This window comes from Pseudomonas sp. Eth.TT006 (assembly GCF_054456575.1).
The window spans coordinates 146615-167067 of the sequence record NZ_JBTJEN010000014.1 but is presented as its reverse complement, the minus strand read 5'-3'; the positions used below and the strand labels follow the sequence as shown (position 1 = coordinate 167067).

Below are 20453 nucleotides of genomic sequence, written 5' to 3'. Positions count from 1 at the left end.
GTCTCAACCGAGGCGCGCATTCTACAGCAGCCTCATTTGCTGTCAAGAGATTATTTTCAGAAGTTTTCGAAGACTTCTTCAACAACTTCAACCACTTGCGCTTCCGATCTCTCGTTAGCGGGAGGCGAATTCTACAGCGTCACACGCTGCTGTCAACACCTCTTTTTCTCCGCTTTCGACCGAGAAGATCGAACCGTCAAAAGAGCCAACCATCACCGCTCTTTCAACTCCCTCCAGGCTCCGATGAACTGAAGCAAGCCGCTGTCGAAAACTGCGTAACTCGTTGAATCTCAAGGAGTTTTCCGTTTCGACTGCGCCGGAAGTGGGGCGAATTATAGACCTCTAGAATCTGCCGTCAACCGTTAATTTCGGTTTTATTGCAAAACCTGCTTTTTAGCGATTAAACGCGGGATTCGACGCGCAACCGCAGGTACGCGCAGCAATAAGAGCAGCGCACCTATAAAGGCATAGATCGCCCACTCCTTGAGATCGGCCCGCACGATCCACAGCATATGCAGCAATCCCAGCCCCAGAATCACGTACACCAAGCGATGCAGTTTCTTCCAGCGCACACCTAAACGACGTTGACTGTAGCGATTGGAAGTGACCGCCAAGGCCAACAATCCGAGAAAACCCAGGGTGCCGACAATAATGTACGGCCGTTTACGCAGCTCCACGCCCAGCTGAGACCAATCAAACCCCAGAATGAACGCCATATAGCTGCACAAATGCAAAACCACATAGGCAAAACACCACAATCCCAACTGCCGGCGAACGGCAATCCACCCCGCCCAACCGGTCAGCCTCTGCAACGGAGTCATACTCAACGTGATCAACAGCAGCACCAACGTCCCCAGCCCCAAGCGATCAACCAGCACCTTGCCAGGATCCGGCCCCAGAAAATCGGCGAACGCCTGATAGAACCAAAGCAATGGCCAGATCGCCGCAGCGATGAAAACACCTGCACGCCAGTACGGATATCGCATCAGTAGTTCTTCCGCAGATCGAGCCCGGTATATAAAGAAGCGACTTCATCGGCGTAGCCGTTGAACATCTGCGTATCACGCACATTGGGTTTAAACAGACTATTCGGCAGCCGACGCTCCCGCGCCTGAGTCCAGCGTGGGTGATCCACCGTCGGGTTGACGTTGGCATAGAAGCCGTACTCATCCGTCGCGATGCTCTGCCAGGTTGTCTTTGGCTGCTCGCTGACCAGACTGATACGCACAATGGATTTGACGCTTTTGAACCCATACTTCCATGGCACCACCAGGCGCAGTGGCGCGCCGTTCTGATTCGGCAGTTCACGGCCATACATACCAACTGCGAGAATCGCCAAAGGATTCATCGCCTCATCCAGGCGCAAGCCTTCTACATATGGCCAGTCGATCAGTGCAAAACCAGAGCGCTGCCCGGGCATGCTCTTGGGATCCTGCAAGGTTTCAAAGCGAATGTACTTGGCCTTCGAAGTCGGCTCGACCTGCTTGAGCAACGCAGAGATCGGAAAGCCGATCCACGGAATCACCATCGACCACGCTTCAACACAGCGAAGGCGATAGATGCGCTCCTCCAACTGATAGGGTTTCATGAAATCTTCCAGCGCGTAGCGACCAGGCTTACCCACCTCGCCATCCACCACCACGCTCCACGGTTCGGTTTTCAGCGAACCGGCATTGGCTGCCGGATCCCCTTTGTCAGTACCGAACTCATAGAAGTTGTTGTAGTGGGTCGCGTCTTTATAAGGCGTGATCGCCTCATCCTTGACGCTAACGGCGCCCCACTTGGTAGAAGAAAGCTTGTCGGCAAACCAGGCTGGCGCCTTACCCGGTTCAACATCGGCATAACGCGCCGCTTCATCTGCGACAGCCCAACTCGGCAAGCTGCTCACGGCAATGCCGGCCGCGGTGGCTCCGAGCAACTGTCGACGAGAGAGATAAATGGATTCAGGCGTGACATCCGACTCATGGCAGTCGGACGCTTTGGGGATTTTGATCAACATGGCAACTCCGCAGCTTTGGAGGACAGATGCACCCATAGACTGCGGAGTATGCGGGAAATTACATCACTCGGCGTTTTTGTGGCGACGAAGACGCAACAGGTATTGCACCGGACCAGACGCCGCGTAAGCGAGGAACACCAGCAGCAGAATGCGCGGTGGATCGCTGAACACAACGGCGAACACCAGCACCACAGCAAGAATCGCCACGAACGGTACCCGCCCCTTCAGATCCAGCTCCTTGAAGCTGTTGTACTTGATGTTGCTGACCATCAGCATGCCGGCAGCGGCAACCATCAAGGCCACCAGGAACGACATCTTCGAACCCTGGATTCCGTAGTCGCTGAACGCCCAGACAATCCCCGCCACTACGCCGGCAGCCGCCGGGCTGGCCAGACCGATGAAGTAGCGCTTGTCGGCCGTACCGACCTGAGTGTTAAAGCGCGCCAGACGCAACGCGGCACCGGCCACATAGATGAAGGCGACCATCCAGCCGACCTTGCCCATATCCCCCAGTGCCCAGCCGAAAGCCAGCAGCGCCGGTGCCACACCAAAGGCGACCATGTCGGAGAGCGAGTCATACTCGGCGCCGAATGCACTTTGCGTATTGGTCATACGCGCCACACGGCCATCAAGACCATCGAGCACCATGGCGACGAAGATCGCGATCGCGGCGAAGGCGAAATACTTGCTCGCGTTCGCAGCATCGCCGGCGCTCAAGGCAGCCTGGGCACTCATCGAGTTGATGATGGAATAAAACCCTGCAAACAGATTCGCAGTGGTGAACAGATTCGGCAGCAGATAGATACCACGATGCCGGACTTTACGACCTTCTGCGTCGTGCCCTTCCTCGACATGTTCATCGATGGGCAGCAGGCTTTCGGCGTCAGAAGCCTGGTTCGGCTCTTCGGGACGTTCGCTCATGGACATTACCTTGCAACGTGTTTGGAAAGTTTCGACAGGTGTCTGGGACGACGGTTCGGCCACAAACGCTGCAGCTTTATACCAGAACCGCCGTTCAAACGAAAAAACGCGGCCGAGGCCGCGTTTTTTCATACAAGGGACGACGACTTAGTTTTTGGCTTTGTCGACGATCTTGTTGGCACCGATCCACGGCATCATGGAGCGCAGTTGCTCGCCGATGATTTCGATACCGTGAGCGGCGTTGTTACGACGCTTGGCGGTCATCGAAGGGTAGCCGGTTGCGCCTTCGCTGATGAACATTTTGGCGTATTCGCCGTCCTGAATACGTTTCAGGGCATTGCGCATGGCCTGACGGGACTCGGCGTTGATCACTTCCGGACCGGTCACGTACTCGCCGTACTCGGCGTTGTTGGAGATCGAGTAGTTCATGTTGGCGATACCGCCTTCGTACATGAGGTCAACGATCAGCTTCAGTTCGTGCAGGCACTCGAAGTAGGCCATTTCCGGCGCGTAGCCAGCTTCAACCAGGGTTTCGAAACCGGCCTTGACCAGTTCAACGGTACCGCCGCACAGTACGGCCTGTTCGCCGAACAGGTCGGTTTCGGTCTCGTCCTTGAAGGTGGTTTCGATGATGCCGGTACGACCGCCACCCACGCCAGCAGCGTAGGACAGGGCTACGTTTTTGGCATTGCCCGACGCGTCCTGGTAGATCGCGATCAGGTCAGGGATACCGCCGCCCTTCACGAACTCGGAACGTACGGTGTGGCCCGGGGCTTTCGGCGCGATCATGATCACGTCGAGGTCGGCGCGCGGAACAACCTGGTTGTAGTGAATCGCGAAGCCGTGGGAGAAGGCCAGGGTGGCGCCTTTCTTGATGTTCGGCTCGATTTCGTTCTTGTACAGCTGGGACTGGAACTCGTCCGGGGTCAGGATCATGACCAGGTCGGCACCGGCAACAGCGGCAGCCACGTCGGTCACTTTCAGGCCGTGGGCTTCGGCTTTGGCAACAGTGGCCGAACCTTTACGCAGACCAACGGTAACGTCGACACCGGAGTCTTTCAGGTTGCACGCTTGGGCGTGGCCCTGGGAACCGTAACCGATGATGGCAACTTTCTTGCCCTGGATGATCGACAGGTCGCAGTCTTTATCGTAGAAAACTTTCATGAATTTCCCCTATATATCCAGGCCGTTCAGGCCATTCGCTAATTTGGTTTAGATGCTGAGTACTTTATCGCCGCGGGCAATGCCGGTCACGCCGCTACGGACGGTTTCCAGAATCGATGCGGTGCCGATGGACTGAATGAAGCTGTCGAGCTTGTCGCTGGTACCGGTCAATTGAACGGTATACACGCTGGCGCTGACGTCGACGATCTGTCCACGGTAAATATCGGTGGTGCGTTTGATCTCGGCGCGCTGGGCGCCAGTGGCCTTGACCTTGACCAGCATCAGCTCGCGCTCGATGTGCGCGCTTTCCGACAGGTCCACCAGCTTGACCACTTCGATCAGCTTGTTCAGGTTTTTGGTGATCTGCTCGATGATTTCATCGTGGCCAACGGTGGTCAGCGTCAGACGCGACAGGGTCGGGTCTTCGGTTGGCGCCACGGTCAGGCTTTCGATGTTGTAGTTGCGCTGCGAGAACAGGCCGACTACGCGAGACAAAGCGCCAGGTTCGTTTTCCAGAAGCAGGGAAATAATGTGCCGCATGATTAAGTACGCTCCGTCTTGCTCAGCCACATATCGCGCATCGAGCCATCCTTGATCTGCATCGGATAGACGTGCTCGCTGGTATCGACCGAAATATCGATCACCACCAGACGATCTTTCATGGCGAACGCTTCTTCCATCTTCGACTTCAAATCTTTCGAATCAGTGATGCGCACGCCGACGTGACCGTAGGCTTCAGCCAGTTTGACGAAGTCAGGCAGCGACTCCATATAAGAGTGCGAGTGACGGCTGCCGTAGCTCATGTCCTGCCACTGGCGAACCATCCCCAGAACACCGTTGTTCAGGATGACGATTTTTACTGGCAAACCGTATTGCAGGCAGGTCGACAGTTCCTGGATGTTCATCTGGATGCTGCCTTCGCCGGTGACGCAGGCAACGTCGTCATCCGGGAAGCTCAACTTGATGCCCATGGCCGCCGGGAACCCGAAGCCCATGGTGCCCAGACCACCGGAGTTGATCCAGCGGTTCGGCTTGTTGAACTTGTAGTACTGCGCAGCGAACATCTGGTGCTGACCTACGTCGGAAGTGATAAAGGCGTCGCCCTTGGTCACTTCGCACAGGGTCTCGATCACGGTCTGCGGCTTGATCAGGCTGCCGTCGCCCTTTTCATAAGGGAACAGGCCGCGATCACCGCGCCATTCATCAACCTGCTTCCACCAGCTGGCCACGGACTCCTTGTTCGGGGTTTCGCCGATTTCCTTGAGGATCGCGACCATTTCGGTCAGGACGCTCTCCACCGGACCAACGATTGGCACGTCGGCCTTGATGGTTTTGGAGATCGAAGCCGGGTCGATGTCGATATGGATGATCTTGGCGTTCGGGCAGAACTTCGCCGCGCCGTTGATCACCCGGTCATCGAAACGCGCGCCGACAGCCAGAATCACATCGGCATGATGCATCGCCAGGTTCGCGGTGTAGCTGCCGTGCATGCCGAGCATGCCGATGAACTGGCGGTCGGTGCCAGGGAAACCGCCCAGGCCCATCAGGGTGTTGGTCACTGGCAGGTTGAGCATTTTCGCCAGTTCGGTCAGCGGTGCGGAACCGTTGCCCAGAATTACCCCGCCACCGGAATAGAGCACAGGGCGCTTGGCCGCCAGGAGCATTTCTGCTGCCTTGCGGATTTGCCCGGAGTGACCGCGAACGGCCGGGCTGTAGGAACGCAGCTTGGCTTTTTTCGGGAAAACGTATTCGAACTTCTCGGCCGGGTTGGTCATGTCTTTCGGGATATCGACCACGACCGGGCCCGGACGACCGGATTGCGCCAGGTAGAACGCCTTCTTCATGACTTCCGGGATTTCCGAGGCGTGCTTGATCATGAAGCTGTGCTTCACGATCGGCCGGGAGATACCGATCATGTCGGTTTCCTGGAACGCGTCGGTGCCGACCATGGTGCTTGGCACCTGACCGGAAATGATCACCATTGGAATCGAATCCATATAGGCAGTGGCGATACCGGTGATGGCGTTTGTGGCGCCTGGACCGGAAGTCACCAATACCACGCCGGCTTTACCGGTGGCACGGGCGTAGCCGTCAGCCATATGGGTCGCCGCTTGTTCGTGACGAACCAGGATGTGGGTCACTTCCGGTTCTTTGAACAGGGCATCGTAAACATGAAGGAGAGCACCACCCGGGTACCCGTAGATATATTTGACGCCTTCGTCACGCAAGAAGCGGACGAGCATCTCACCGCCAGATAAAAGCTCCACGTTGTTCACCTCTAAAACGCCAGAATACCGTCCACACAAAAGGGGCGGGTCTTAATAGGTTTACTTCTCGGCAGAGCATGAGCGACGGTGGTCGCCGACTACGTCAGCACTGACTGAGCAAGTATTGGGATCGTCCCAAGTGTTGCGGGCCTTTCCCACCCAGCGCGAGGTAACGCGTTGCGGGTGTAACAGGTCGACGCGGATATGCGCCTCATGATCTACCGAGTGGGTCTGCTTCTGGCAGTCCCTCTACAGCGGACTTTGGATTCTTCTGTTTCGCCCTCTCCAAGTCAAGCCGTCTATGTGTTTAATTGTGGGTAAGCACATGAGAACGCAAGAAAAAACCTGAAAACCGCTACTCTGTTAGCGTCAATTGCGCAATTTTGCCAAGGAATCAGCATGCGAACGCTTCTGTTAACTCTGCTGATCGGCCTCAGCCCCTGGTGCTCGGCCGCTCAGATCTACAAATGGGTCGATGCCCAAGGGGTCACGCACTTCGATGCGCAGCCACCGCAGGGTCAACCTTCCAGCACCGTGCAAACACCCTCCTCGCCCCCACCGAAACCTGCTGCGATGCCGGGTAGTGGTGCGCTGGGCGATCAGAAAGCCATCGACGACAAGGTGAAGAAACAGGTGGCCGAGCAGCAGACGCAGCTCAAGGCGTTTTGCGAGCAGGCACGGACCAATCTGGCGCAATTGCAGAACAATCCGCGCTTGAGGGAGGAGGTGGAGGGCAAAATGCGCCGTCTCGACGATGCGCAACGGCAGGAGCGGATTGTTGAAGCGCAAAAGCAGATCGCCGAGAACTGCAATTAGATACCTGTAGGAGCTGCCGCAGGCTGCGATCTTTTGACTTTGATTCTTTAAAAACAAAGATCAAAAGATCGCAGCCTGCGGCAGCTCCTACACGGGATCGGTGCTAGCGGGAAGCAGTGATCAGCAGGTCAAACTCTTTGAGCAGCACCTGCAGCTGGCGATCCTTGCCCTGCAGATTGCGCTGGGCAAAGACCATTTCCGCCATTTCCTGGATGCCCGAGGCATTGGGCAGCGGCAGATCCTGTTCGAGGATCATCTTCATCCGCGGCAGGAAAATCCATTGCAGCCATTGCTCGAAATCCAGCGTGTCGACCGAGAACGGTTCGACACTGCTCAGGGCTTCGGCCGATGGCTGAACCTCGTCCCACCATCCCTGCGTGCGCAGCTCACGCTCGATCAGCAATAGTTGATCGGCGATTTTCGGAAACCGAGCATCCATCACAGAGCAACCTTGGCCTTCTGACGAGCCAGCGCCGCGCCGGCGGAATCGCCCTGTTTCTCACGGGACTGCGCGATGATTTCCCACAGGTTGGCTTGCAGGTCCGGACGACCGTTGGCCATGGTCAGCGCACGACGGGCAAACTGCTCGGCCTGCGGCGCATCACCCTGAGCCATGCGCACTTGCGCCAGACGATAAAGCACTTGCGGCTCACGCGGAGCGACGCGTTGGGCACGCTCAAGACTGGAGGACGCACCATTGAGGTCGCCACCAGCCTGTTGCTGCTGCGCAGTGGTCAGCAAGGCGAGCACCGGACCGTCCAGTTGCTCGTCGGGCGACAGACCGCCGCCGCTGCTGGCCGAAGGAATGCCGCTTGGCGTCGATGGCATGCTGTAGCTGCCGCTGTTGATCGGCGCCGACTCGACGGGTGACGGGTTGTACGGCCCAGCGGTGATACCACCGGAAGCAGGGCCCGGGACGATTGGCGAGGTGCTGATCGGCGCCGATGTCGTGGCGCCGCCACCCGGCACCATCACCACCACGCCGGTGTCGCCTTGCGGAATCGCCTGGGATTGTGCCTGGCTTTGTACCGGACGCTTTACCGTTGTTTTGCGGAAACCGCCGTTGGCCGACAGCCGTTCGCTGTTGGACACGGTTGTGCCGGCGTCCACCACCGGGATCGAACCACGTTGTACGGTAGAGCAGCCGCTGAGCAAAGCCACGGCGGTCACCGCTGGAATCAACCACTTGTTCACTTGAAACCCTCTTTGCTTAATTCATCCAGCCCTTGACCCAATCCATCACCGACTCCGGCGAGGCAGGCGTTGCGCTTGCACACGCGGCGCCGGGTGGCGGTTCGCTGCCGCGAATATACGGCATCTGCACCGCCCCCGGACAGTTGGCATCAGAGCCCTGTCCGGTACGCGAATCGACCCACGCCTGGACGATGTTGTCCGGCTGCGGCATGTCCAGCGGCAGCGGATCGGCCTTGCGCATGAAACTGGTCCAGACCTGCAGTGCACCGGTGGCCCCAGTGAACGGGGTCTTGCCGTTGTCGTCACGACCGAGCCAGACCACTGCCAGCAGGTCCTGACTGAACCCGGCGAACCAGCTGTCGCGCGAATCGTTACTGGTACCGGTCTTGCCGGCCAGCGTCAGGGTCTTTGGCAGCACGTTATAGACCGAGCTGCCGGTACCTTCACGCATCACGCGCTGCATGGCGTTCTGGATCAGGTAGATCGACGCCGGATCGAAACGCTGCTCGATCTGGAACGGATAACGCTTGAGCGGCTCGCCTTCGGCAGTCAGCACGCTGCGGATCCCGCGCATCGGCGTATTGAAACCACCGTTGGCGAGGGTCTGGTACATGGTCGCCACTTCGATCGGGGTCATGCCGCCAGCACCCAGCAACATCGACGGGAACGCCGGAAATTCACGAGTCACACCCAAGCGCGCCAGGGTCTTGAGCACATTCGGCACACCGACTTCCAGACCCAGACGCGAGGTTGACAGGTTGTAGGAATGCGCCAGACCTTGATAGAGGAACACCGTGCCGTGAGAGCGGCGGTCATAGTTCTGCGGCTTCCACACCTGGCCGTCCGCGCCCTTGATCGACAACGGATCATCCGACAGCCAACTGGTCAGCGTGTAATGGCTCGGCTTCTCCAACGCGGTCAGATACACCGCTGGCTTTACCAGCGAGCCGATCGGCCGCACGGCATCCAGCGCGCGGTTGAATCCGGCGTAACTGGCCTGACGGCTGCCAATCATCGCCTGCACTTCGCCGGTTTCCGGGTTGGTCACGACCATCGCAGCTTCCACATCGTCGGAACCCTTGCGTCCCGCCAGACGCTTAAAGGTGTCATTCACCGAGGCTTCGGCCTTCATCTGCAAAATCGGGTCGAAACTGGTGAAGATCCGCAGGCCTTCTTCGGTCAAGTCTTCGTCGCGATAGTCTTCACGCAACTGGCGTTTGACCAGATCGATAAAGCCGGGGAACGAGCTGTCGGCGAGCTTGCCGCGACTGGTCACGCCCAACGGCATTTTCTTCGCCGCTTCAACTTGCTCGGCAGTCGCCACGCCCTGCTGCTCAAGCACATCGAGCACCAGGTTACGCCGTTCCAGCGCGCGCTCCGGGTTGCGCCGCGGGTTGTAGTAGGACGGGCCTTTGACCATGCCGACCAGCAGCGCGACCTGATGCAGCTTCAGCTCGGACAATGGCTGGCCGAAGAAGAACTGACTGGCCAGACCGAAACCGTGCACCGCACGCTGACCGTCCTGCCCGACGAACACTTCGTTGAGGTAAGCCTCGAGAATTTCCTTCTTGTCGTAATGCAGCTCCAGCAGCATCGCCATCATGGCTTCGGTGAGCTTGCGGCTCAGGCTGCGTTCGTTGGTAAGGTAGAAGTTCTTGACCAATTGCTGGGTCAGCGTACTGCCGCCCTGGGTCATCTTGCCGCCAGAGGTGTTGACCCAGATCGCCCGGGCGATCGACTTCGGCGACACGCCCCAGTGGCTGTAATAGTCGCGGTCTTCAACGGCGACCAGGGTTTCCAGCAGGTACGGCGGCACCTGATCAAGCTTGATCAGAATGCGGTCTTCAAGGTTTTTCGGATAAATGCCGCCGATCATCAGCGGTTCGAGACGCACCACCGACAACTTCGAACCGTTGAGCCCGGAAAGCTCGGCCACATAATCGCCAGAGAAACGCACGCGCACCGGCTGCGGTTTCTCCAGGCCTTCATAGAACTGGAAGCCGCGGGTGTTCAGGTCGACGGTATTGCCGTTGACCGCCGCAGCACCGGGGCCATTGCTCACAGCTTCGCGGCGATAGCCGAGGGCATCGAGTTCAGTGAGGAAATCGTCCTTGCTGAGCTTTTGTCCGACGAACAGCTCGAGCGGACGCGCGTATACCTTGGCCGGGATGGTCCAGCGCTTGCCGGAGAACTTCTCCTGCACCACGGCATCGAGGTAAACGGCGAAGCCGGCCAGCACTACAAGGCCGACCAGGCTGAGTTTAATGGCCCAGCCCAACCACGGGCGCAGGCCCTTGGCAGCTGGTTTTTTCTTGGTACGAGGGGATCGGGATCGAGTCATGGCGGCGGATTATACGCACTTTATTCATACTCAACAGGAGCGCTCCGAGGTTTGCGTCGGGCGGGGGAGCGGCCATAATGGCGGCCTCGAATTTCCCAGTCTCTGAAGGATCGCCCGTGAGCCAGTCCCTGATCGCTGCCCTGCAAAACCCGGCCCTCTACCCGCACCCCGTCGAAGGGTTCCAGGTCATCGAAACCCATATCTCGTGGGTGATCCTCACCGGTCCCTTCGCCTATAAAGTGAAGAAGCCGGTCAATTTCGGCTTCCTCGACTTCACCGGCCTCGAATCGCGCGCACATTTCTGCGCTGAAGAACTGCGCCTGAACCAGCGCCTGACCGATGATTTGTATCTGGACGTGTTGCCGATCACCGGCAGCGTCGAGGCGCCGCAACTCGGTGGTGACGGCCCGGTGATCGAGTACGTGCTGAAAATGCGTCAGTTCCCGCAGACCGGCCTGCTCAGCACCTTGCAAGCCAACGGTGAGCTGACTACCCAGCACATCGACGAAATGGCCTTGCAGATCGCCCGGTTCCACCTAAGCGCACCGCAAGTTCCCGCCGAGCATGAAGCCGGCACCCCGGATGCGGTGATGGCGCCCGTCGCGCAAAACTTCGAGCAGATCCTGCCGTTCCTCAGCGACAAGAACGATCTGCTGCAACTGGAAGCGCTGAAAGCCTGGGCCGAAACCAGCTTCGAACGCCTCAAGCCACTGTTCGTCCAGCGCAAGGCCGACGGTTTCACCCGCGAATGTCATGGCGACATCCATTTGGGCAACGCCACCGTTATCGACGGCAAAGTGGTGATCTTCGACTGCATCGAATTCAACGAACCGTTCCGTTTCACCGACGTTTGGGCCGACACCGGTTTCCTGGCGATGGACCTGGAAGACCGTGGCCTGAAATCCCTGGCGCGCCGCTTCATCAGCCAGTACCTGGAGCTGACCGGCGACTATCAAGGCCTGGAAGTGCTGAACTTCTACAAAGCCTACCGCGCGCTGGTTCGGGCCAAGGTCGCGCTGTTCAGCATGCCGGCGGACGCCACCCCGGTGCAGCGCGCCACCACCCTGCGCCAGTACCGCAACTACGCCAACCTCGCAGAAAGCTACAGCACCATTCCTTCACGCTTCATGGCCATCACCCACGGCGTATCGGCAGTCGGCAAGAGCCATGTGGCCATGCGTCTGGTCGAGGCGCTGGGCGCGATTCGTCTGCGTTCCGATGTCGAGCGCAAGCGCCTGTTCGGCGAGCAAACCGTGGCCAACGACGTGCAGGCCGGGATTTACAGTGCCGATGCCAGCGCTGCGACCTACGCCCGTCTGCATGAAATCGCCGAAGTGATCCTGCACGCCGGTTTCCCGGTGGTAATCGACGCGACTTACCTCAAGCGCGAGCAACGCGACAACGCGGCGAAAATCGCCGAAGCCACGGGCACGCCGTTCCTGATCCTCGACTGCAACGCGCCGCAAGCGGTGATCGAAAGCTGGCTGGCGATTCGTCAGGCAGACAAAAAAGATCCGTCCGACGCCACGCTGGCCGTGATCGAGGCGCAACAGGCCAGCCGCGAAGCCCTGACGCCGGAAGAAATCCTGCGCAGCAAACGTGTGCAAACCAATGAAAGCGGGACTCTGGACACCGTGGTGGCGCAAATCCGCCAGCGTCTGCCGGGCCTGTAAAAAACTATTTCGGCCGTGAAGCCCTCGTTGGCTTCACGGCCGTCAAATAGTGGCACTATACTGGCGTCATAAAACCAACAGGTGAAATGACATGAGCCAGCCGAAACTTCTCGACACCCCGCTGTATGCCTTGCTGCACAAAGACGACATCGCAGGCTTCAACAAGGAACGACCGAAAGACGGTCCGATCGACATGGTCGGCGGCGACTTCCGTGGTCTCGATCTGCGGGAACTGAATGCCGACGGCGTGGATTTCCGGGACGCGTATTTCCGCTCCGCCGATTTGCGCGGCATTGATTTCCGTCAGTCATCGCTTGAAGGCGCAAGCCTGGCGCATGCACAGATCTCCGGAGCCTACTTCCCGCCGGAACTGAGCGCTGACGAAATCCTGATGTCGATGAATTTCGGTACACGCTTGCGCTATCGCACTCGCGGATAATCCTGTTGCCCATCTGATACGACGCCTTCCCCCCTGTGGGAGCGAGCGAGCTTGCTCGCGAAGGCGGAGGATCAGTCGACACTTTCGGTGCTGACTTGACGTCTTCGCGAGCAAGCTCGCTCCCACATTTTCTTGCAGTTCTCCCCTCTCCTACCTGCGTTAGCAATCCCTCCTGACGCTTCAAGACCACCTTTCTTAGAAGCGTTTGCGTCGAATCCGACCAAACAACCACGCTTTTCCTACTGATGGCTACACTCCTGAGAAGCTCGCCCACGCACCATTCGGCCGTCGCAAGGAGGCTTGATGAATGATGAACTGCAACACCTGAAGAATCTTGGCAAGACGTCGGCGCAGTGGCTGCATGCCGTGGGCATCCACAGCGCCTCGGACTTGCGTCGCCTGGGGGCGGTGGACGCTTATCGGGCGGTGCGTACCCGCGGGTTTCGCGCATCAAAGGTGTTGCTGTATGCGATCGAAGGAGCGCTGATGGATGTGCACTGGAACGACATTCCGGCCGAACGCAAAGAGGCCTTGAACAAGCAGCTCGAAGCCATTTCCGCGCGTCACAAAAACTGAACAGGTGCTGACGGCCATGTATCTGCTCGGAGAACAATCGGCACCGGTTGATGCGCTGATCAATCGTTTGCAGAGCTTGCCGGCGCGCTGGCTCGAAGGGCTTGCACCATGCGGGCCGACGCTGGAAGCGGAAACCTCTGACGATCTGCTGCGGCAGTTACCTGGCGATCAGCTGTATTTGCTTACAGAAGGCGTGATCAACGGCCGCATCGGCGGTCGCGCAATTGTTTATTGGCAGGAAGGCGACTTGATCGGTCTGCAACAGGGCCAAGGCTGGGCCGACTGCCGTCTGTGCAGTGACGGGCCACTGCGCTTGCTGCCCTATCGGCGGGCTGAACTGCTGCAACACGTGTTTGCCGATCCCGAACGGGCCGGGCAACTGTTGGAGTACTTGCTGGGGCAGATGGCGATGCTGGCCCACGCGGTGGCCGAATTGAAACCCCGGGAGTTCCGCAGCACCAATGGCTTCAAGCGGGTCGAGAGCGGTGAAGTGTTGATCCGGCAGGGCGATGTCGCCGATCACGTCTTCGTGATCATCGATGGCCATGCCGAAGCATTTGTTGACGGGCACAAGGTCGGCGACGTGCCCAAGGACGAGATTTTCGGCGCCATGGCGGTGTTCACCGGTGAGCCGCGCAATGCCACGGTCATCGCTCGTGAACCGAGTACGGTAATGTTGATTCCCGGTGATCAGTTTTTGAGCATGACCCGCAACAATCCGAAAATCGCCCACAGTCTGATCGAGAGCATGGCGCGGCGCATTGCTCAGCTCAATCAGCAGATCACCCGAATGAGCGCGCGTTAAGTCCTGTGTTTCCGGGGCATTTCAGCCATTCAAGCGAGCAAATCCAGGAAAGCGAAAAACAAGGGTTGACTCGTTAATGAGAATCGCTATGATTATCACAACTGGTCGCGAGATCAGTCGATATTCTGAAAAGCCCTTGGTTCGGACTCTCAGATTATCTCCTCATCAGGCTAATCACGGTTATTTGACCCGGTTTTTACCGGGTCTTTTTTTGCCTGTGGAAAAGTCACAGGCGCATCCCGCCGATGCCGTCACCTCAATGAGTAATCAGCGGGCAATGATCAGCGGATGCCCACGCTCAGGATGCGCCTGCACCAGCACTTCAAGACCGAACACGGCTTTCAGCGTATCCGCTCGCAATACCCGCTGCGGCGTATCCAGTGCTACCGGGCGCCCGCCTTCGAGCAACAACACCCGATCACAATAGCGCGCTGCCAGATTCAGATCATGCAGGATCACCAGCACTGCCGCGCCACGATCGGCGAATTCGCGCACCGCTTGCAGCGTCGTGTGCTGATGCAGCGGATCGAGCATTGACGTCGGTTCGTCCAGCAACAGGTTTTGCCCGGTCTGCCCCGGCCACAGTTGCGCCAACACTCGCGCCAGATGCACACGCTGACGCTCGCCACCGGACAACGCCAGATAACTGCGGCCACTCAAATGTCCGGCATCTGCTGCGGCCAGCGCTGCCGCGACAATCTCGTCATCGCGCACTCGACCGCTCTGATAAGGCAGACGGCCCATGCCGACCACTTCTTCGACGCGAAAGGCAAAGTCCAGCGTCGACACTTGCGGCAACACTGCCAGACGCTGAGCACGCTGCGTGCCCGTCCACTGACTCAAGGCCTGCCCCTCCAGCGAAACCTCGCCTTCACTGGCCACCAGTTCTCCGCACAAGGCGCCGAGCAATGTGCTCTTACCCGCGCCGTTCGGCCCGAGCACACCCAGCACTTCACCCGGTTCAAGTTGCAGGCTGACGTCGCTGAGGACGGTCTTGCGCCTGCGACGGATGTGCAGATTGTGCGCACGCAGCATCACGCCCGTCCTCGCAGCAGCAGATAAAGAAAGAACGGTGCGCCGATAAACGCGGTGACAATGCCGATCGGCAACTCGGCGGGCGCCAGCGCCAGCCGCGCCACCAGATCTGCCAGCAACAACAGACTGGCCCCGGCCAATACCGAAGCTGGCAACAGCACGCGGTGATCCGGCCCGGCCAATAAACGCACCAGGTGCGGCACCACCAGCCCGACGAAACCAATCATCCCCGCAGCGGCAACCGCTGCGCCAACACCCAGCGCGGTGCAAAACACCAGTTCGCGCTTCAGGCGTTCGACATCAATCCCCAGATGCCCGGCTTCGGATTCACCGAGCAGCAAGGCATTCAGAGCCTTGGCGCGACGCGGCAACCACAGCGCAACGCCGGTACTAATGATCAGCAACGGCCAGAGCCGCGCATAACTGGCGCCATTGAGGCTGCCCAGGTTCCAGAAGGTCAGCGTACGCAGGGTCGCGTCATCCGCCAGATAGGTGAACAGTCCCACCGCCGAACTGGCCAGCGCCGTCAGGGCAATCCCCGCCAGCAGCATGGTCGCGACGTTGGTTTGACCGTTGCGCCGTCCCAAGCGATAGACCAGCGCGGTCACTCCAAGCCCACCGAGAAACGCACACGCCGACAGCAGATACGGCCCGAACCACTCTGGCAAGCCGCCAAAAAAAGAGCCACCGACAATCGCGACTGCGGCCCCTAACGCCGCGCCGCTGGAGACCCCGACCAACCCGGGATCGGCCAACGGATTACGAAACAAACCCTGCATCGCCACGCCGGACAGCGCCAGCACACCGCCAACAGCCAAACCGAGCAAGGTGCGCGGCAAGCGAATCTGCCCGAGGATCAACTCAGCCTGCTCCAGACCGTCCGGCGCCAGTGGTACGCCGAGCATGCGCAATGCCGCGCGCAAGGTGTCCAGCAGCGGCAAGCTGACCGGCCCCAACGCCAGCGACAGCCAGATCGCCAGCAGACACAACAACGTCAGGCCGATAAACAGGCTGCGCGGTTTGACCAATCGGGTCATGGCTTGCCCTTGGTCGGGTAAAAGTCGTCAGACAAGCCTTTCAACGCCGCCGGCAAGCGCGGCCCGAGCCCACCGACCAGTAGCGTCGGATCCAGCTCCAGCACCCGTCCGGCCATGGCCGCGCGGCTGGATTGGAGAATCGGGTTTTCCTTGAACAGCGCCGCTTTCGCCGCCTCACCGCTCAGCGCGCGATCAGCGAACACCAGCACCTCGGGATCAAGCCCGGCCAGCGCTTCCACGGAGAATGGCTTGTAACCGCTATGCGTCGCCAGATTACGGCCGCCCGCCTGTTGCAACAGCCAGTCGGCGGCGGTGTCCTGGCCAGCGATCAGCGGCTTGCCGCCGGCGTGCCCGATCAGCACCAGCACGCCGGGGGCTTTATAGTGAGCCTGCAACTTGGCGACCCGGGCTTTCTGCGCCGCCAGTTGCTGTTGATAACTCTCCAGAAGTTGAGACGCCTGCGCTTGTGCGCCCAACAACTGCCCCAGATGCGTAACGGTCTTCTCCAGGGTTGGCAGATCCGCTTGCGCCGAGAACAGTTCGACCCGCACCTTGGCGCCTTTCACTAGAGCAATGACCGGCGGCGGTCCCATTTCTTCGGTGCCGACAAGAATATCCGGGCGCAGGCTGAGAATGCCCTCGGCCGACAAACTGCGCTGATAGCCGATGCTCGGCAGTGCTTTCAACGATTCCGGATGCTGACTGGTGGTGTCGACGCCAACCAGTTTCGACTCGCCGCCCAACGCACTGACCCACTCCGACAATCCGCCGCCAGCGCTCACCCAACGCTGCGGCAGATCGGCCGCTGCCGCCAGATGGCTGATGAACAGTCCGGCACACAGCACAGCCACGCGGATTTTCAGGCGCATACACAGCTTCCTTGAGCAGGTTTTTCCGCGCATCGGAGCAACGAGCCAGTATCCTAGGCATCGGTCACCGCGAGACGAATGAAGGCGGCCATTTGATAATTGTTTGCATTTAAACGTCAAGCTCGGACATATCCGCTAACGAGCCGACATTTGAGGATAGCCATGAAGTTTTTGTGCACGGGCGCCGAACTGGCCGAGGCCGGCAGCCGTGGATTCGAAATAGACGGTAATAAACTGTTTGCCGTGCGCCGCGAGGGCCAGGTTTACGTCTACCTCAACCGCTGCCCGCACCGCGGCATCGGGCTGGAGTGGCAGCCCGACCAGTTTCTCGACCCGAGCAACAGCCTGATTCAGTGCGCCACCCATGGCGCCCTGTTTCTGATCGAGGACGGCGAATGCGTCGCCGGCCCCTGCGCCGGGCAGTCTCTCACCGCCATTCCTTGCCGCGAAGATACCCAAGGGCTGTGGATAGATGTTTAACCGTTGAGCAAGACGTCCAGTTGCCGGTCGATCAGCATCTCCTCATGGTTTAACCGTACGCCGTAGGCCAGTACCTCGACCCCGCACGCCACGGCTTCGCGCAAGGCATCCGCATAGGCCGAATCAATTTCCTCGGCCGGCCGCACCGCCTCGATCCCGCCGAGATTGACGCAATACAGCTGCACCGCGCGAATGCCGTCACGAGCCAGGTGCGCCAGTTCCCGCAAATGCTTGGCACCGCGCTGGGTGACCGCGTCGGGAAACGCCGCAACGTTGCTCCCGTCGAACCCCAGGGTGACGCTTTTCACTTCCACATAGGCCGGGCCACTCGGGTACTCGAGGCGAAAGTCGATGCGGCTTTTTTCCTGGCCGTACGCCACTTCACGTTTAAGCGCCGTGAAACCGTTCAACTCGCTGATCACCCCAGCCTGCAACGCCTCCTCAACCAGCGCATTGGCGCGCCCGGTATTTACGCAAAACAGCCGGCCCTGCGGGGTTTCGCCAATTTCCCAGGTGCCGGGCAGCTTGCGTTTGGGGTCATTGGAGCGGCTGAACCAGACCTGTCCGCCCTCGACCTGGCAATTGAGCATGGAACCGGTGTTCGGGCAGTGCAGGGTCAGCAATTCGCCGTTGATAGTTTCAACGTCAGCGAGAAAGCGTTTGTAGCGGCGGATCAGCCGCGCCTCTTCCAGAGCCGGATAAAAACGCATCAGCCTTGCCAGCTCTTCAGGCCACGGGCAATTCGCTCCACCGCTTCCTGTAGACGCGGGAGGTTTTGCGTGTAGGCAAAACGCACATGGTGACCGGCCTGATAACGGCCGAAGTCCAGCCCCGGGGTAAAGGCGACATGTTCGGTTTCAAGGAAGTGTCGGCAGAACGCGAAGGCATCGCCGCCGAACTGGGTGATATCGGCATACAAATAGAAAGCCCCTTCCGGCTCCACGGCGATGTTGAAACCCAACTCGCGCAACGCTGGCAGGAGGAAGTCGCGACGTCGGCCAAATTCGGCACGACGCTCTTCGAGGATGGCAATGGTATCCGGCTCGAAACAGGCCAAGGCGGCGTGCTGAGCCATGCTCGGGGCGCTGATGTAAAGGTTCTGCGCCAGTTTTTCCAGCTCACTGACAGCCGCATCCGGCGCTACCAGCCAGCCGAGGCGCCAACCGGTCATGCCGAAATATTTGGAGAAACTGTTGAGGACAAACGCGCTGTCATCGACTTCGAGCACGCTCGCCGCGTCGGTGCCGTAGGTCAGGCCGTGATAGATCTCGTCCACCACCAGATGCCCGTGCCGCGCCTTGATCGCGGTGGATAACCCGGCGAGTTCATCGCGGGTCAGGATCGTCCCGGTCGGGTTGGCGGGCGAGGCCACCAAGGCACCGACGCTGGCGTGATCCCAATGCCGCGCCACCAGGTCGGGAGTCAGTTGATAACGCACGTCCGGACCGACCGGCACCAGTTGCGCGGCGCCTTCGACCAGACGCAGGAAATGCCGGTTGCACGGGTAACCCGGATCGGCCAGCAGCCAGTGTTTGCCGGGGTCGACCAGCAAGGCGCTGGCCAGCAACAACGCACCGGAGCCGCCGGGCGTGATCAGAATCCGTCGTGGATCGATGTTCAGGCCATAACGCGTCTGATAGAAACCGGAGATCGCCTCGCGCAGCTCGGGAATGCCCCGCGCCGCGGTGTAACGGGTTTTGCCGGCGGTTAACGCCGCTTGCCCGGCACGGATAATCGGCTCTGCCGTGGTGAAGTCCGGCTCGCCGATTTCCAGGTGAATGACGTCGTGCCCTTCGGCCTGCAACTCGTTGGCCCGCGCCAGCAGCGCCATCACATGAAACGGTTCGATCGCACGACTGCGCGCACTGTAGGCCTGAGGCATCGGTTTTCCTTCGACGGGGAAAAAGAGACGATTCTACCCGTCTGCCGGAACGAGCGAGAACCCGCTGCGGTCACAGCCTCAAGAACGCTGGACTGTAACGATATGCGCGTACGCTCCAGGATTGACTAAAATCAGTGATTGAACAGGCCTCCATCACTCTCGGACATGACTTGCCAAACTTCTGCAAGCGCCACCCGCCGGGACCTCGACATCCGGGAGTAGCGCAGGCCGGATTGATCTGGTAAGTTCGCCCGCTTGCAGTCGCAGGGCCGGCAGGTGTCGGTGATGGAGCAATCCTGCGCAATGGATTACAAGAGTAGAGGCGGTCCATTTCATGCCCACCCAAGCAAAGCAACAGGCTAATCAGACACTCAGCGGTTTCGAACCCTACGTTCCGGAAGCGGGCGAAGAGTACATGGGCGCTCCAATGCGCGCGCACTTCACCAAGATCCTGACCAAGTGGAAACTGGACTTGATGCAGGAAGTCGACCGCACTGTTGATCACATGAAAGATGAAGCGGCCAACTTCCCTGACCCGGCCGACCGTGCCAGCCAGGAAGAAGAGTTCGCCCTTGAGCTGCGCGCCCGCGACCGCGAGCGCAAACTGATCAAGAAGATCGACAAGACCCTGCAACTGATCGAAGACGAAGAGTACGGCTGGTGCGACTCTTGCGGCATCGAGATCGGTGTCAAACGCCTTGAAGCCCGCCCGACTGCCGACATGTGTGTCGACTGCAAGAACCTGGCGGAAATCAAGGAAAAACAGGTCGGCAAGTAATCTCGACCTGAACGGAAAACGGAGCGTGCGAACGCTCCGTTTTTGTTTCTGCCTTTTGCGTCCTTGCCTTTGCATTTGTGGGAGCGGGCTTGCTCGCGAAGGCGCCGGATCAGACATCCTGATGCTCAATGACACACCGCTTTCGCGAGCAAGCTCGCTCCCACAGGTGTTGTGTGC

At 59.4% G+C, this 20453-nt stretch carries 21 protein-coding genes; 7 read left to right on the top strand and 14 right to left on the bottom strand.

The genetic code is table 11. The features are described 5' to 3' along the window. Nucleotides 1-374: 374 nt before the first annotated feature. From msrQ to ACXR0M_RS21480, 6 genes are all read right to left on the bottom strand, one after another. A complete protein-coding gene (gene msrQ / locus ACXR0M_RS21505; RefSeq protein WP_458833752.1) occupies nucleotides 375-986 on the bottom strand; it encodes a protein-methionine-sulfoxide reductase heme-binding subunit MsrQ in 612 nt (203 codons plus the stop codon). Then, nucleotides 986-1999, bottom strand: coding sequence for a protein-methionine-sulfoxide reductase catalytic subunit MsrP (gene msrP, locus ACXR0M_RS21500; RefSeq protein ID WP_458833751.1), 1014 nt, complete (start codon nucleotides 1997-1999; stop codon nucleotides 986-988). Before msrP ends, msrQ begins: the two co-directional genes overlap by 1 nt. Before the next feature lie 63 nt (nucleotides 2000-2062). Continuing rightward, a complete protein-coding gene (gene pssA, locus ACXR0M_RS21495) occupies nucleotides 2063-2920 on the bottom strand; it encodes a CDP-diacylglycerol--serine O-phosphatidyltransferase (RefSeq protein WP_458833750.1) in 858 nt (285 codons plus the stop codon). Nucleotides 2921-3067: 147 nt separating this feature from the next. Then, complete coding sequence (gene ilvC / locus ACXR0M_RS21490) at nucleotides 3068-4084, bottom strand: ketol-acid reductoisomerase (RefSeq protein ID WP_007959661.1); 1017 nt, start codon at nucleotides 4082-4084, stop codon at nucleotides 3068-3070. A 48-nt stretch (nucleotides 4085-4132) separates the two neighbouring features. Further along, nucleotides 4133-4624 carry an acetolactate synthase small subunit gene (gene ilvN / locus ACXR0M_RS21485; RefSeq protein ID WP_003205610.1) on the bottom strand — a complete coding sequence of 164 codons (492 nt, stop codon included), beginning with the start codon at nucleotides 4622-4624 and terminating at the stop codon, nucleotides 4133-4135. Nucleotides 4625-4626: 2 nt separating this feature from the next. Then, complete coding sequence (locus tag ACXR0M_RS21480; protein ID WP_041065497.1) at nucleotides 4627-6351, bottom strand: acetolactate synthase 3 large subunit; 1725 nt, start codon at nucleotides 6349-6351, stop codon at nucleotides 4627-4629. A gap of 399 nt (nucleotides 6352-6750) precedes the next feature. On the opposite strand from ACXR0M_RS21480, the gene ACXR0M_RS21475 reads away from it, so the two are divergent. Then, the gene (locus ACXR0M_RS21475) at nucleotides 6751-7167 is read left to right on the top strand and encodes a DUF4124 domain-containing protein (RefSeq protein ID WP_458833749.1); all 417 of its coding nucleotides are present in this window, start codon (nucleotides 6751-6753) and stop codon (nucleotides 7165-7167) included. A 103-nt stretch (nucleotides 7168-7270) separates the two neighbouring features. Here ACXR0M_RS21475 and ACXR0M_RS21470 read toward each other — a convergent pair whose 3' ends face one another. Genes ACXR0M_RS21470 through mrcB form a run of 3 tightly spaced genes read right to left on the bottom strand, consistent with a single transcriptional unit; the run spans nucleotide 7271 to nucleotide 10702 of the window. Beyond that, complete coding sequence (locus ACXR0M_RS21470; RefSeq protein WP_077574549.1) at nucleotides 7271-7606, bottom strand: YqcC family protein; 336 nt, start codon at nucleotides 7604-7606, stop codon at nucleotides 7271-7273. After that, nucleotides 7606-8361 (bottom strand): hypothetical protein, encoded by a 756-nt coding sequence (locus tag ACXR0M_RS21465; RefSeq protein WP_458833748.1) that lies wholly within the window; start codon nucleotides 8359-8361, stop codon nucleotides 7606-7608. The genes ACXR0M_RS21470 and ACXR0M_RS21465 overlap by 1 nt, the downstream gene beginning before the upstream one ends. Nucleotides 8362-8377: 16 nt before the next feature. Further along, nucleotides 8378-10702: a penicillin-binding protein 1B gene (gene mrcB / locus ACXR0M_RS21460; RefSeq protein WP_458833747.1), complete on the bottom strand. Its 2325-nt coding sequence runs from the start codon at nucleotides 10700-10702 to the stop codon at nucleotides 8378-8380. Between the two features lie 116 nt (nucleotides 10703-10818). Here mrcB and ACXR0M_RS21455 point away from each other — a divergent pair, with 116 nt between their 5' ends. From ACXR0M_RS21455 to ACXR0M_RS21440, 4 genes are all read left to right on the top strand, one after another. Continuing rightward, on the top strand, nucleotides 10819-12375 hold the full coding sequence (locus ACXR0M_RS21455; protein ID WP_458833746.1) for a bifunctional aminoglycoside phosphotransferase/ATP-binding protein: 1557 nt from the start codon (nucleotides 10819-10821) through the stop codon (nucleotides 12373-12375). A 91-nt stretch (nucleotides 12376-12466) separates the two neighbouring features. Continuing rightward, nucleotides 12467-12814 (top strand): pentapeptide repeat-containing protein, encoded by a 348-nt coding sequence (locus tag ACXR0M_RS21450; protein ID WP_458833745.1) that lies wholly within the window; start codon nucleotides 12467-12469, stop codon nucleotides 12812-12814. A gap of 303 nt (nucleotides 12815-13117) precedes the next feature. Then, on the top strand, nucleotides 13118-13390 hold the full coding sequence (locus tag ACXR0M_RS21445) for a TfoX/Sxy family protein (protein ID WP_150803350.1): 273 nt from the start codon (nucleotides 13118-13120) through the stop codon (nucleotides 13388-13390). A gap of 16 nt (nucleotides 13391-13406) precedes the next feature. After that, entirely contained in the window at nucleotides 13407-14195 is a 789-nt protein-coding gene (locus ACXR0M_RS21440) for a Crp/Fnr family transcriptional regulator (RefSeq protein ID WP_458833744.1), read from the top strand. 267 nt (nucleotides 14196-14462) lie between these two features. Here the strand turns inward: ACXR0M_RS21440 and ACXR0M_RS21435 are convergent, their stop codons facing one another. From ACXR0M_RS21435 to ACXR0M_RS21425, 3 genes are read right to left on the bottom strand one after another with little or no spacing between them, the layout of a single operon-like run. Beyond that, nucleotides 14463-15230 (bottom strand): heme ABC transporter ATP-binding protein, encoded by a 768-nt coding sequence (locus ACXR0M_RS21435; RefSeq protein WP_458833743.1) that lies wholly within the window; start codon nucleotides 15228-15230, stop codon nucleotides 14463-14465. After that, nucleotides 15230-16213 (bottom strand): FecCD family ABC transporter permease, encoded by a 984-nt coding sequence (locus ACXR0M_RS21430; protein ID WP_458833757.1) that lies wholly within the window; start codon nucleotides 16211-16213, stop codon nucleotides 15230-15232. Before ACXR0M_RS21430 ends, ACXR0M_RS21435 begins: the two co-directional genes overlap by 1 nt. Before the next feature lie 50 nt (nucleotides 16214-16263). Beyond that, the gene (locus tag ACXR0M_RS21425) at nucleotides 16264-17136 is read right to left on the bottom strand and encodes a heme/hemin ABC transporter substrate-binding protein (RefSeq protein WP_458833742.1); all 873 of its coding nucleotides are present in this window, start codon (nucleotides 17134-17136) and stop codon (nucleotides 16264-16266) included. 162 nt (nucleotides 17137-17298) lie between these two features. Between ACXR0M_RS21425 and ACXR0M_RS21420 the strand changes: the two genes are divergently transcribed. Then, a complete protein-coding gene (locus ACXR0M_RS21420; RefSeq protein WP_458833741.1) occupies nucleotides 17299-17616 on the top strand; it encodes a Rieske (2Fe-2S) protein in 318 nt (105 codons plus the stop codon). Here the strand turns inward: ACXR0M_RS21420 and sfsA are convergent. Then, nucleotides 17613-18326, bottom strand: a complete 714-nt coding sequence (sfsA, locus tag ACXR0M_RS21415) for a DNA/RNA nuclease SfsA (RefSeq protein WP_458833740.1) — start codon at nucleotides 18324-18326, stop codon at nucleotides 17613-17615. The genes ACXR0M_RS21420 and sfsA overlap by 4 nt on opposite strands. Further along, nucleotides 18326-19498 (bottom strand): pyridoxal phosphate-dependent aminotransferase, encoded by a 1173-nt coding sequence (locus ACXR0M_RS21410; RefSeq protein WP_458833739.1) that lies wholly within the window; start codon nucleotides 19496-19498, stop codon nucleotides 18326-18328. Before ACXR0M_RS21410 ends, sfsA begins: the two co-directional genes overlap by 1 nt. A 334-nt stretch (nucleotides 19499-19832) precedes the next feature. Between ACXR0M_RS21410 and dksA the strand changes: the two genes are divergently transcribed. Beyond that, a complete protein-coding gene (gene dksA / locus ACXR0M_RS21405) occupies nucleotides 19833-20276 on the top strand; it encodes an RNA polymerase-binding protein DksA (RefSeq protein WP_458833738.1) in 444 nt (147 codons plus the stop codon). Nucleotides 20277-20453: the final 177 nt, after the last annotated feature.